This window comes from Streptomyces sp. NPDC039480 (assembly GCF_055597165.1).
This window is the reverse complement of the sequence record NZ_JBVITX010000010.1, coordinates 357,161-370,571: the sequence shown is the minus strand read 5'-3', so window position 1 is coordinate 370,571 and position 13,411 is coordinate 357,161. Positions and strand designations below refer to the sequence as shown.

Sequence of the window (13,411 nt, the reverse complement as noted above, 5' to 3'; positions counted from 1 at the left end):
CCGTGAGGATGTGCGCGGGGGCGCGGCCCGGTTCGAGGCGCACGTAGTTGGCCCTGCCCCAGTGGTAGGTCTCGCCGGTGAGCTCGTCGCGCACCGGCACGGACTCGTGCCATTCCAGGCCGAGTTGCGGCATGTTCAACGAGACCGTGGCCTCCTGGGTGTGGTGGGGGTCGAGGTTCACGACCACCAGAACCGTGTTCGATCCGTGCTCGTCCGCGGCCGTCTTCGAGTACGCGATCACCGCTTCCTTGTCCGTCTCGTGGAAGTGCAGGTCGCGCAGTTGCCGCAGTGCGGGACTGGTCCGCCGGAGCCGGTTCAGCGCGGTGATCAGCGGGGCGATCGTCTCGCCCCGGCGGGCGGCCCCCGCCCAGTCGCGGGGCCGGAGTTGGTACTTCTCCGAGTCCAGGTACTCCTCGCTCCCGCGCCGCACGGCGGTGTTCTCGCACAGCTCGAAGCCGCTGTAGACGCCCCACGTCGGCGACAGCGTGGCGGCGAGCACGGCCCGCACCTCGAAGGCCGGACGGCCGCCCTCCTGGAGGTAGGCGTGCAGGATGTCCGGGGTGTTCACGAAGAAGTTGGGACGCAGGAAGTGGGCCGTCTCGCTCGACAACTCGGTGAGGTAGTCGGTGAGTTCGGCCTTGTCGTTGCGCCAGGTGAAGTAGGTGTACGACTGCTGGAAGCCGATGGCCGCGAGGGTCCGCAGCATCGCGGGCCGGGTGAAGGCCTCGGCGAGGAAGACGACGTCCGGGTCGGTGCCGTTGACCTCGGCGAGCACCCGCTCCCAGAAGACGACGGGTTTGGTGTGCGGGTTGTCGACGCGGAAGATGCGGACGCCGTGGGCCATCCAGAACCGCAGCAGCCGCACGGTCTCGGCGATCAGCCCCGGCATGTCCTTGTCGAAGGCGATCGGATAGATGTCCTGGTACTTCTTCGGCGGATTCTCGGCGTACGCGATCGAGCCGTCCGCCCGCCGACGGAACCACTCGGGGTGCTTCTCCACCCACGGATGGTCCGGCGAGCACTGGAGCGCGAAGTCCAGGGCGACTTCGAGACCGAGCTCGCCGGCCCTGCGTACGAACGCGTCGAAGTCGTCGAGCGTCCCGAGGTCCGGATGGACCGCGTCGTGACCGCCCTCCGGGGAACCGATCGCCCAGGGCACGCCGACGTCGTCCCGGCCCACCGAGAGGGAGTTGTTGGGCCCCTTGCGGAAGGTGGCGCCGATGGGATGGATCGGCGGCAGATAGACGACGTCGAAGCCCATCTCGGCGATGGCGGGCAGCCGTTCGGCCGCGGTGCGGAACGTCCCGGAGACGGGCGGGGCGCCCTCCTTTACGACGGCACCCTCCGAGCGCGGGAAGAACTCGTACCAGGACCCGAAGAGAGCCCGCTGCCGCTCCACGACGAGCGGCAACTCCTCGGAAGAGGTGACGAATTCGCGCAACGGATATCGCGCGAGTGCCGACCGGACCTCCGGAGTGAGGGCGGCAGCGAGACGGGCCGCCGGTGAGCGGCCCGTGTCGCGCAGTGCCTGTGCCGCGTCGAGGACGGCGGCCCGTTCGGCGCGGGGTATGCCGGAGGCGGCGCGCTCGTGGAGTCGGGCACCCTCCTCCAGGACCAGATCCGTGTCCTGGCCCGCGGGTATCTTGATCCGCGCGTGGTGGCGCCAGGTCGTGACCGGATCGCCCCACGCCTCCACCGCGTACGTCCAGCGCCCCTCGGCGTCCGGGGTGACGTCGGCGCCCCACCGGTCGGTGCCGGGCGCGAGCTCCCGCATGGGGGTCCATGGGCCGGTGCGCCCCTCGGGATCGCGCAGGACGACGTTGGCGGCGACCGCCTCGTGTCCTTCGCGGAAGACGGTGGCGGTGACCTGGAACGTTTCTCCAGGCACCGCCTTCGCCGGTTTTCGTCCGCCGTGGACGGCGGGTCGTACGTCCTGGACGGGGATCGTGGGCTGCGCTGACGTGTCTGGCGGGGGTGAGCCTAGAGGCATGTCTGACCGCTCCTGTCCGCGTGCACGGATACGTGGGTGTGGAGGCTTCCGCGGTGCGTGCCGGCCCGTGGGCCGAGTGCGTACCGGAGGAGCCTTCCCACAGCCTTCGGGTGCGCAATCCGGCGCTTTGTTAACTACTAGTGCGTAAGGGCGCATGCAAGACCGGCCCCGCCATGAATGGCCGGACCGGTCCCAATTCGCATATGCCCCAAGGTTGTTGAACTGTGCCCATGCCGCGTAAACCTGGCACCATCCCTCCCGGCCCAGGGGACGAATGCACGGGGAGGACTCACCGATGAGCGCACGAGACGCACAGCGGGACGGGACGCACCGTCCCGCCCCGGTCGTCCTCACCACCCACGGCCCCGTCCGCGGCGAGCGTCGTGCGAGCGGGGACCGGTACCTCGGCGTTCCGTACGCCGCGCCGCCCGTCGGCGCCCTCCGCTTCGCACCGCCCGCACCGCCCGCCCCCTGGACCGAGCCGCTGGACGCCACGGCGTACGGGCCGACCGCGCAGCGCCGCGGCTTCGGCGAGGGAGCCACCATTCCCGAGCCGACGATCCCCGGCCCGGGCATCCTCAACCTGAACGTCTTCACACCCGCCCCGGACGCGGCAGCCGCGCTGCCCGTCCTGGTCTGGATCCACGGCGGCGGCTACGTCGCCGGGTCCGCGGCGAGCCCCTGGTACGACGGGGCCGCGTTCAACCGCGACGGCGTCGTCCTCGTCTCACTCGGCTACCGGCTCGGCATCGAGGGCTTCCTGCACCTGTCCGACGCCCCCGACAACCGCGGCGTACGCGACTGGCTCGCCGCCCTGGAGTGGGTGCGCGACAACATCGCGGCGTTCGGCGGCGACCCCGCCCGGGTCACGGTCGCCGGACAGTCGGCGGGCGGCGGCGCCGTCCAGACACTGCTCGCCACCCCCGCCGCCCGCGGCCTGTTCCGCGCGGCGATATCCATGTCCGGCTCGCTGATCGACCCCCAGGAGCGCTGGGTCGGCCCCGCCGTGGCCGAGCTGTTCACCCGGCGCACGGGCGTACCCGCCACGGCGGCGGCCCTCCGCTCCCTGCCCGACGATCGGCTGCTCGCCCTCCAGGACGAGCTGACCGCGCAGGGCCCAGGCCGGGAGCGGCTGCCCGGCCCGCTGCTCGGGCCCGTCGCGGACGGTGGGCTGATCCCGCGGCCGACGCTCACCGAGCTCACGGAGGGCACCCTGGCCGCGGACACACCGCTGCTCCTCGGCCATACGCGACACGAGTTCCACGCGTTCGGCGGTCAGGAGCTGACCGATCTCGTCTTCCGGGGCCCGACCCTCGCGATCGCGCGGGCGCGCGCCCGGCGCGCGCACCCCACCTGGCTGTACGAGTTCGCCTGGCCCACACCGGTGCCCGGCGCCACACAGGGCCTCGCCTGCCACTGCCTCGACCTGCCCTTCGCCTTCGACCTGCTCGGCGCGGAGGGCGTCACCGCCGCCGCGGGCGACTCCCCGCCGCAGGCCCTGGCCGACGCGATGCACGCCGCCTGGGTGAGTTTCGTCCGCGATCTCGACCCGGGCGGCGGATGGCCGCGTCACACGGCCGGGCGGCGCGCGACCCGGCTCTGGGACGCCGAACCCGGCCCGGCCCACCGGTGATCAAGGCCGGAACCCGCCACACCGCGCCCCGCACGCCCCACCCCGCACCCCGACTGCGCCCGTCCGCGCGCCGTAGTTGCCGGGACCCGATCACCGCTACCGTCGACGCGTAGGTCGATACGTGTCGAAACGTAAGGCATTCCCCGCAGAGGTGGAGTCGCAGTGAAGGCCATCCGTCGATTCACCGTACGTCCCGTCCTTCCCGAGCCCCTCGGTCGGCTGGCCGAGCTGGCCCGCAATCTGCGCTGGTCCTGGCACCCGCGCACCCGTGACCTCTTCGCATCCGTCGACCCCCGCCTCTGGGAGGCGTCCGGCTGCGACCCCGTGCGGCTCCTCGGCGAGGTGCCGCCCGCGCGGCTGACCGAGCTCGCCGGTGACGCGGACTTCCTGCGGCGGCTCGACGAGGCGGCCGACGACCTGCGGGACTACGTCGCGGGGGACCGCTGGTACCAGGAGCAGGCCAGGAACGACGGGCACCTGCCGCGCGCCGTCGCCTACTTCTCGCCCGAGTTCGGCATCACGGCCGCCCTGCCGCAGTACTCCGGCGGCCTCGGCATCCTCGCCGGTGACCACCTGAAGGCCGCCAGCGACCTCGGCGTCCCCCTCATCGGCGTCGGGCTGCTCTACCGCCACGGCTACTTCCGCCAGTCCCTGTCCCGCGACGCCTGGCAGCAGGAGCACTACCCCGTCCTCGACCCGAACGAGCTCCCCCTCACCCTGCTGCGCGAGGACGACGGGGCCCCCGCGATCGTGGCGCTCGCCCTGCCCGGCGGGCGGTCGCTGCGCGCCCACGTCTGGCAGGCCCAGGTCGGCCGCGTGCCGCTGCTCCTGCTCGACTCCGACGTCGAGGAGAACGACCCCGGTGAGCGCGACGTCACCGACCGGCTCTACGGCGGCGGCAGCGAGCACCGGCTGCTCCAGGAGATGCTCCTCGGCATCGGCGGGGTGCGCGCCGTCCGCGCGTACTGCCGTCTGACCGGCCACCCCGAACCCGAGGTCTTCCACACGAACGAGGGCCACGCGGGCTTCCTCGGCCTGGAGCGCATCCATGAACTCGCCCTGCGCGACGTCGAGTTCGACGCGGCGCTCGAATCGGTCCGGGCCGGCACCGTCTTCACCACCCATACGCCCGTCCCCGCCGGCATCGACCGCTTCGACCGCGAGCTGGTCGCCCACCACTTCGGCCCCGGCGCCGAGCTGCCCCGCATCGACGCCGGTGACGTCCTGCGGCTCGGCATGGAGACCTACCCGGGCGGCGAGCCCAACCTCTTCAACATGGCGGTGATGGGCCTGCGGCTCGGCAGCCGCGCCAACGGCGTGAGCACCCTGCACGGCGCGGTGAGCCGGGAGATGTTCGCGGGCCTGTGGCCGGGCTTCGACGCCGAGGAGGTGCCGATCGCGTCCGTCACCAACGGCGTGCACGCGCCGACCTGGGTGGCCCCCGAGGTCTTCCGGCTCGGCGCCCGCCAGATCGGCGAGCGCCGCACCGAGGACGCGCTGTCCGTCGGCGGCTCCGACCGGTGGGACGCGGTGGCCGACATCCAGGACGCCGACATCTGGGAGCTCCGCCGCACCCTGCGCGAACAGCTGGTCCACGAGGTCAGGCGGCGCCTGCACGACTCGTGGCGGCAGCGCGGCGCCGCCACCGCCGAGCTGGGCTGGATCGACGGGGTGCTCGACCCGGACGTCCTCACCATCGGCTTCGCGCGCCGCGTCCCCTCGTACAAACGGCTCACGCTGATGCTGCGCGACCGCGACCGGCTGATGGAGCTGCTCCGCCACCCCGAGCGGCCCGTGCAGATCGTCGTCGCGGGCAAGGCGCACCCGGCGGACGACGGCGGGAAGCGGCTCATCCAGGAGCTGGTCAGGTTCACCGACGACCCGCGGGTGCGGCGGCACATCGTGTTCCTGCCGGACTACGGCATGGCGATGGCGCAGAAGCTCTACCCGGGCTGCGACGTGTGGCTGAACAATCCGCTCAGGCCCCTGGAGGCGTGCGGCACCTCCGGCATGAAGGCGGCGCTGAACGGCTGCCTCAACCTCTCCGTCCTCGACGGCTGGTGGGACGAGTGGTTCGAGCCCGACTTCGGCTGGGCCATCCCCACCGCGGATGGCACCGCGGGCGACGACGACCGCCGTGACGACCTGGAGGCCGCCGCGCTCTACGACCTCCTGGAGCACCGCATCGCGCCCCGCTTCTACGAACAGGGTCCCGGCGGGCTGCCCGACCGCTGGATCGAGATGGTCCGCAGGACGCTGACCCGGCTCGGCCCGAAGGTCCTCGCGGGCCGCATGGTCCGGGAGTACGTCGAGCAGCTGTATGCACCCGCCGCGCGCGCCCAGCGCACGCTCGACGCGTCGGCCGCCGGTGAACTGGCCGCCTGGAAGACCCGGGTCAGGGCGGCCTGGCCGCGGGTCGCCGTCGACCACGTGGAGGCGTCGGCGACCGGTTCCACCGCGGAGCTCGGCGCCACGTTCGCCCTGCGGGTGCGCGTGCATCTGGGGGAGCTGACGCCGGACGACGTGGAGGTGCAGGTCCTCGCGGGGCGCGTCGACCCGGAGGACCACATCGCCGACGCGTCCGCGGTGCCGCTGAAGCCGACGAGCGGGCCCGACACGCAGGGTCGCCGGGTGTACGAGGGCCCCCTCGCGCTGGACCGCACGGGGCCCTTCGGGTACACGGTGCGGATTCTGCCCGCGCACCGGCTGCTGGCGAGCGGCGCCGAACTGGGGCTCGTGGCCGTCCCGTCGGAGGCGACGGGGGAGGAGGCGGGGGTGCTGATGCGGTGAAGAGACCACGAGTGCAAGAGCAGATTCCGCCATCATCGTGAAACCACGGGGCGCGTAGGTATCGTCAGAACCCCAGACAGCGTTCAACCGGGCCGGTTCAGCGGCCCCTGAACGCGGAGCGTGCGCTGGGCGCGCGATTTTTACTTGCACGGGGGAAATAGGCGATGTCGTACCGTCCGGCCGATTGGCATGTCCTGGACTTGGAGAAGGATCCGACGCCGGGTGATCCGCACCGGGTGCGGTCGCTGGCGAAGAATCTGCACGACTTCGCCGATGACGTCGGCAAAGTCCTCCGGGACATCAAGGGCATGGCGGGCGAGGACGCCATCCTCCAATGGGCGGGCAAGACCGCGGACGCCTTCACGGAGAAGTTCGAGGACGCGCCGGACAAGCTGAAGAAGCTCAAGAAGTCCTACGAGATGGCGGGTGACGCGCTGTCCGCGTACTGGCCGGAACTGGAGCGCGCCCAGTCCCTCGCCGACAAGGCGCTGGTCAAGGGCCGCGAGGCCCAGGCCGACCTCAGCAGCGCCAAGTCCCGCCTCTCCTCCGCCGACTCCTGGGTGGACAAGGCGGGCAAGGAGGCCGACAAGTACAAGGACGGCGGCTCCAAGGGCAAGGACGTGCCCAAGCCCGACGAGGACAAGGTCCGTGCCGCCACCCGCAACGCGGCCTCCGCGGAGAAGGCTCAGAAGTCCGCGCAGGGTGATGTCGACTCGGCCAAGAGCGCGCTGGACGCGGCGAAGAAGATGGCCGAGGACGCCCGCAAGATGCGCCAGGAGGCCGCGGGCACCGCGAAGCGGAAGATCGACGAGGCGTCCGACGCTGGCATCCGGAACCGCAAGTGGTGGGAGGAGATCGGTGACTGGGTCACCGACAACTGGGACGCCATCGTCGCGGTCTGCAAGGTCGTCGTCGCCGTGGTCGGCATCATCGCGATCATCATCGGCGGGCCCATCCTCGCCGCGATCGTCATCGTCGCGGGCGCCATCGTCCTCGCCGACACCCTCAACAAATACCGAAAAGGCCAAGCAGGCCTGATGGACGTCGCCTTCGCCGCCCTGGACTGCATCCCGGGCGCCAAGGGACTCACCACCGCGGTCAAAGCGGCCAAGGGACTCAAGGCCGCCGCCCGCGGACTGCGTTCCGGAGGGCTTCGCAATGCCCTCGCGGGCGGCATGAAGAAGGTGGCGGGCAAGGGCAAGCCGGCCAAGGGCCGCTGCAAGAACGGCGACCCCATCGACATGATCTCCGGCGAAATGCTCATGGAGCAGACCGACATCGCCCTGCCGGGCCTGCTCCCGCTCGTCCTCCGGCGCACCCACCTGTCCACGTACCGCTGGGGCCACTGGTTCGGCCACTCATGGGCCTCGACGCTGGACGAGCGGGTCGAGACCGACGACAAGGGCCTGATCCACGTCACCGAGGACGGCCAGCTGCTGTCCTACCCCCACCCCGAGCCCGGCGGTGCACCGGTGCTGCCCGCCCACGGCCCCCGCTGGCCGCTGAGCATGGACGACGCGGGCACGGTCACGGTCACCGACCCGTACACCGGCCACGTACGCCACTTCCTCCCCGCCGCACCCGACACGGCGAATCCCTCTGCTGGAGAACGGCACGAGGTCCTGCCGCTGCGAGCCGTCACCGACCGCAACGGCAACCGCATCGACATCGACCACGACCCCACCACCGGCGCACCCACGGCGATACGCCACACCGGCGGCTACCACCTGAAGGTGGACACCGACGACGACCGCATCACCGCACTGCGTCTGCTCGACCCCCGCACTGACACCGGCACCGGCACCGAGGGCGCTCCCGGCGACACGCAGGTGACCGCGTACGGCTACGACGAAGTCGGCAATCTGGCCGAGGTCCACAACTCGGCCGGGGTGCGGCTGCGCCTGGACTACGACGAGGACGCCCGCATCACGTCCTGGACCGACAGCAACCACACCTGGTACCGCTTCACCTACGACGCCGAAGACCGCTGCGTCCGCGGCGAGAGCACCGCCGGCCACCTGGCGTGCACCGTCGAGTACCGCCCCGATGAGCGGGAGACCCGCTACACCGACGCCCTCGGCCACACCACCGTCTACCGCTACAACGACCTCAGCCAGCTCCTCTCCGAGACGGACCCGCTGGGCGGCACCGTCCACACCGAGTGGGACAGCTGGAACAACCTGCTCGTCCGCACCGACGCGCTGGGGCGCCGCACCGAGAACACCTGGGACGAGCACGGCAACCTGATCGCGACACGTGCCCCCGACGGCACGTGCGTCACCGCCGTGTACAACGACCTCAACCTGCCCGTCGAGATCGTCGGCCCGGGCGACGCCGTCCAGCGCCAGGCGTGGGACGAGCGCGGCAACCGCACCAGCGCGACCGGCCGCGACGGCACGACCCACTCCTTCACCCACGAAGCCACCGGAGCCGTGGCCACCATCACGGACCCCCTCGGCCACACCACCGAGCTGCGCTGCAACGCTGCGGGCCTGCCGCTGGAGGTCACGGACCCGCTGGGCGCGGTGACGCGCTACGACCTCGACGCCTTCGGCCGCGTCACCACGATCACGGACCCGACGGGCGCGGCCACGCGCTTCGAGTGGACGGTCGAGGGCAAGCTGGCGCGGCGCACGGAGGCGGACGGTTCGTCGGAGTCGTGGACGTACGACGGCGAGGGCAACTGCGTCTCGCACACGGACGCGATGGGCGCGACCACGACCCACGCGTACACGCACTTCGACCTGATCGCGACCCGCACGGACCCCGACGGCGTCCGCTACGAGTTCCACCACGACACCCAGCTCCAGCTCCGCAAGGTCACCAACCCGCAGGGCCTGACCTGGAGTTACGAGTACGACCCGGCGGGCCGCCTGGTGGCGGAGACGGACTTCGACGGCCGCACGCTGACGTACACGCACGACGCTGCGGGGCGGTTGGCGACCCGTACGACGGCCACGGGCACCGAGATCACCTTCGAACGGGACGCGCTGGGCCGGACCGTCACGCAGAACGTGGCGGGCTCCGCGATCACGCGCTTCACCTACGACGCGACGGGCGACCTCACCGCGGCGGTGAGCCCTGACGTGACACTGACCCTGGAGCGGGACACGGCAGGCCGTCTGATCTCGGAGACGGTCAACGGCCGCACCCTGACCCACACCTACGACGCGCTGGGCCGCCGCACCGCCCGCACCACGCCGTCCGGCGCGACGAGCACCTGGACGTACGACGCGGCAGGCAGGGTCACCGAACTGACCGCGTCCGGGCGGAGGCTGGCGTTCACGCACGACGGGGCGGGCCGGGAGCTCACCCGCACGGTCGGCGGGGCCGTGACGCTGACGAACGTGTACGACGTCGTGGGCCGCCTGACGAAGCAGGACCTGATGGGTCCGGCCGGCACGCCCGTCCAGCAGCGTGTGTACACGTACCGTGCGGACGACCATCTGACGGGCGTGGAGGACCGGCTCAACGGCACGCGGAGCTTCGACCTGGACGCGGCAGGCCGTGTGACAGCGGTCCGCGCGGCGGGCTGGACGGAGACCTACGCCTACGACAAGGCGGGCAACCAGACCGACGCCTCCTGGCCCGCTCCCATGCCGGGCCAGGAGGCGACAGGCCCCCGCACCTACACCGGCACCCGTATCACCGCGGCAGGCGGCGTCCGCTACGAGTACGACGCAGCGGGACGCACCACCCTGCGCCAGAAGACCCGCCTGTCCCGCAAGCCCGACACCTGGCACTACGCATGGGACGCGGAGGACCGCCTCACGTCCGTGGTGACCCCCGACGGCACACGGTGGCGCTATCTCTACGACCCGCTGGGCCGCCGGATCTCCAAACAGCGCATGACGGACCAGGGGGTGGCGGAACAGACCGACTTCACCTGGGACGACATGACCCTCTGCGAACAGACGAGCCGCACTCCGGGCGCACCGGAGTCGGTGACCCTCACCTGGGACCACGACGGCCTGTGCCCCCTGGCGCAGACAGAGCGCAAACACCTCACCGACGAAGAAGTGGACGCCCGCTTCTACGCCATCGTCACGGACCTCGTCGGCACCCCCACCGAACTCCTCGACGAGCAGGGCGGCATCGCCTGGCGCACCAGAACCACCCTCTGGGGCACCACCGCCTGGAACCGGAGCGCCACCGCCTACACGCCCCTGCGTTTCCCCGGCCAGTACTACGACCCCGAGACGGGGCTGCACTACAACTACTTCCGGCACTACGACCCCGAGACCGCCCGCTACCTCACGCCGGACCCGATCGGTCTCGCCGGTGGTTTCGGGCCGCACAGTTACGTCCCCAACCCGTTCATGTGGATCGACCCCCTCGGCCTCTCCCTCCTCGACGTCAGCAAGAACGGGGTGAAAATCGTCGTGCACGAGTACGACGTCGACAAGCCGGCGCACGCGCATGTCACCGGTGGCGGTGGGCGCGAGGTCAGGATCGGGGCGAACGGCAAACCCCTCCACAACCAGCCGGAGCTCTCGGGCAAGCAGCGACAGGCGGTGGAGCACTTCAAGCCGCAGATCAGGACCGCCGTCAGGAAGCTCGGCAGGCGGAGTCAGGCGGAGGAGCGGGCTGCGAAGGAGCAGCGCGAGGCCGCCGAGGCCGCCAAGAAACCCTGCAAGTAGGGATGAAACGATGACATTGCATTCCGATGTGGCCGCGTTGCTCGCGGAGGCCGGCATCGTCGACGTGGACGTGGACGAAGCCGTCACGGACGATCACCTGCGCTCGTCCGCGTACCAACGCGTCGTCTCGGTGATCGCCGCCTCGCCCGGCCGCGACCGGGACCGCGCGATCGTGGCCACGATCCTGCGCGACCCCGACGAGATGGCGGCCAAGACGGCGGTGGTCGCGCTCGTGGACGAGATCGCGATGCGGTCGACCGGTCCCGCCGAGTTCCGGCAGTGGTCGGACGCACTGCTGCCGGAGATCGACCGGTTCACGGCCGAGGGGCACCGCGAGTTCATCCGCCGCCGCATCCACGACTGGCTGTTCTACCTGCCCGTCAAGGACGGTCACGTGCCGACACCGGCCGAGCTGGCGGAGGTCACGGACTGGATGCAGCGCCACCTCGCCGAGTTCTCGAAATCGCCGGACGTACTCGCCGTGGTCGCCGAGTCGGCCCGTACCAAGAAGACGCGGAACATCGCGAAGAACCGGGCCGGCAGCCGCGAGCTCAGGGCGGAGTGAACGGAAGGCGGTGTGCACGGAAAAGCGGCACCCGGGGGGAGGAAGGAACCCCCGGGTGCCGCCGGTCACGCGTCGCTACTTGACCGCGACGCCCGTCCACGCCGCGCCCACGGCCTTGACCTCCGCCGAGTCCGCGCCGTACAGGTCCGTGGCCGCCTTCAGCGTGCCCTCGCGGGCCGCCTTGTAGTCGGTCGTCGACGTGAAGTACGCCGTCAGGGCCTTGAACCAGATCTTCTCGGCCTTGTCGCGTCCGATGCCCTCGACCTTGGAGCCGTCGGCGGTCGGCGAGTCGTACTTGACGCCGTTGATCTCCTTCGCGCCGCTGCCCTCGGACAGCAGGTAGAAGAAGTGGTTGGCGATGCCGGAGGAGTAGTGGACGTCGACGTTGCCCGCGTTCTCGGTCCAGCTGTCCAGGGACGAGCCGTCCTTGCTGGGCTTGTCCATGTGGCGCAGCGGGGAGCCGTCGCCGTTGATGTCGATCTCTTCGCCGATGAGGTAGTCGCCGACGTCCTCGGGGTTCTTGGCGTTGAACTCGACGGAGGCGGCGAAGATGTCGGAGGTGGCTTCGTTCAGGCCGCCGGACTCCCCGCTGTACTCCATGTTGCCGGTGGCCGAGGTGACGCCGTGGGTCATCTCGTGGGCCGCGACATCGACCGAGGTCAGGGGTTTCTTGTTGCCCTCGCCGTCGCCGTACGTCATGCAGAAGCAGCTGTCGTCCCAGAAGGCGTTGACGTAGTTGTTGCCGTAGTGGACCCGCGAGGTCGCGCCCTTGCCGTCGCCGTTGATGCCGCTGCGGCCGTGCACGGACTTGTAGTAGTCCCAGGTGAGCTGGGCGCCGTAGGCGGCGTCGACGGCGGCGGTCTGGGCGTCGTCCGGCTTGCCCGTGCCCCACGTGTCGTCGTCGTCCGTGGCGAGCTTGCCCTCGCCGCTCTGGGCGCGGTTCAGGTCGTACGTGCCGTGGCCGCCGCGCGCGTCGTCGGTCAGCTCGAACCCGCTGCCGCCCTTCTTCGTGCCGAGCTCGACCTTGCCGCTGTACTGGCTGTTGCCGGTGCCGTTCTCGATGGCCTGGTACTGGTACAGCTTCTTGCCGGTCGCGGCGTCCGTGATGACGTGCAGTCTGCTGGGGGTGCCGTCCTTCTGCACGCCGGTGACGACGGTCTCGTACGCGAGGACGGGCTTGCCGGAGGCGGCCCAGATCACCTTGCGCGGCGCCTGCGCGTCGGCCTTGGCGGTCTTGGCCTTCGCGGCGGTCGACTCGGCGGACTCGGCGACGGAGGACTTCGCGAGCTTCGCGTCGGTGGAGGCGACCTTGACGGTGGCCTTGGTGGCCTTCGTGACGCCGTTCACCTTGCCGCTCTTGGCGGTGTGCACGACGAGGTCGCCGCCGAGGACGGGCAGGCCGTCGTAGGTGCGCTCGTAACGGGTGTGGGTGGTGCCGTCGGCGTCCTTGACGACGTCGCGGACGACCAGCTTCTCCTTGGCGCCGAGGCCGATTCGTTCGGCGGTGGCGGCCTTGTCCGTGTTCGCGTCCTGGAGGAGGTCCGCGCGGGCGTTCGTCGAGAGGGTGAGGGGCGCGCCGGACGGGTCGACGGGCTGGGCGGAGGCGCCAGTGGTCAGTCCGGCGGTGAGGAGCGCTCCGGCGGCGACGGCGGTGGCGATCGTGAGCGTCGCACGCTTGCGGGATATGTGGGGGGTCACGCGGGCTCCTTCTGTGGGGGGAGAGAACCGGGTGGCGTGGGGGGCTACCCGGACGCGTGGGAAGCGTGTCACCGGGAGCAGGTACATGTCAGGAC

The 13,411-nt window shown here is 71.1% G+C and carries 6 protein-coding genes and 1 pseudogene; 5 read left to right on the top strand and 2 right to left on the bottom strand.

The genetic code is table 11. The features are described 5' to 3' along the window. The coding region (locus ACZ56E_RS29820) for an alpha-1,4-glucan--maltose-1-phosphate maltosyltransferase (RefSeq protein ID WP_471218834.1) at positions 1-1,990 on the bottom strand (1,990 nt) is incomplete at its 3' end. Between the two features lie 295 nt (positions 1,991-2,285). Between ACZ56E_RS29820 and ACZ56E_RS29815 the strand changes: the two genes are divergently transcribed. The 5 genes and pseudogenes from ACZ56E_RS29815 (at position 2,286) to ACZ56E_RS29795 (ending at position 11,618) form a co-directional block, all read left to right on the top strand. Further along, the gene (locus tag ACZ56E_RS29815) at positions 2,286-3,623 is read left to right on the top strand and encodes a carboxylesterase/lipase family protein (RefSeq protein ID WP_471218832.1); all 1,338 of its coding nucleotides are present in this window, start codon (positions 2,286-2,288) and stop codon (positions 3,621-3,623) included. Between the two features lie 162 nt (positions 3,624-3,785). Continuing rightward, positions 3,786-6,413 carry an alpha-glucan family phosphorylase gene (glgP, locus tag ACZ56E_RS29810; RefSeq protein WP_471218830.1) on the top strand — a complete coding sequence of 876 codons (2,628 nt, stop codon included), beginning with the start codon at positions 3,786-3,788 and terminating at the stop codon, positions 6,411-6,413. Between the two features lie 164 nt (positions 6,414-6,577). Next, positions 6,578-7,846 (top strand): annotated as a pseudogene (locus ACZ56E_RS29805) (DUF6531 domain-containing protein); the annotation flags it as partial. 1,134 nt (positions 7,847-8,980) lie between these two features. After that, complete coding sequence (locus ACZ56E_RS29800) at positions 8,981-11,053, top strand: RHS repeat-associated core domain-containing protein (protein ID WP_471218851.1); 2,073 nt, start codon at positions 8,981-8,983, stop codon at positions 11,051-11,053. Positions 11,054-11,063: 10 nt separating this feature from the next. Next, the gene (locus tag ACZ56E_RS29795) at positions 11,064-11,618 is read left to right on the top strand and encodes a hypothetical protein (protein ID WP_471218828.1); all 555 of its coding nucleotides are present in this window, start codon (positions 11,064-11,066) and stop codon (positions 11,616-11,618) included. A 75-nt stretch (positions 11,619-11,693) separates the two neighbouring features. Here the strand turns inward: ACZ56E_RS29795 and ACZ56E_RS29790 are convergent, their stop codons facing one another. Continuing rightward, on the bottom strand, positions 11,694-13,316 hold the full coding sequence (locus tag ACZ56E_RS29790; protein WP_471218826.1) for a M4 family metallopeptidase: 1,623 nt from the start codon (positions 13,314-13,316) through the stop codon (positions 11,694-11,696). Positions 13,317-13,411: the final 95 nt, after the last annotated feature.

Excerpts from the sequence above, each read along its gene's own strand:
- ACZ56E_RS29815 (WP_471218832.1), top strand. The coding sequence starts at position 2,286 with ATGAGCGCACGAGACGCACAGCGGGACGGGACGCACCGTCCCGCCCCG.
- ACZ56E_RS29795 (WP_471218828.1), top strand. The coding sequence starts at position 11,064 with ATGACATTGCATTCCGATGTGGCCGCGTTGCTCGCGGAGGCCGGCATC.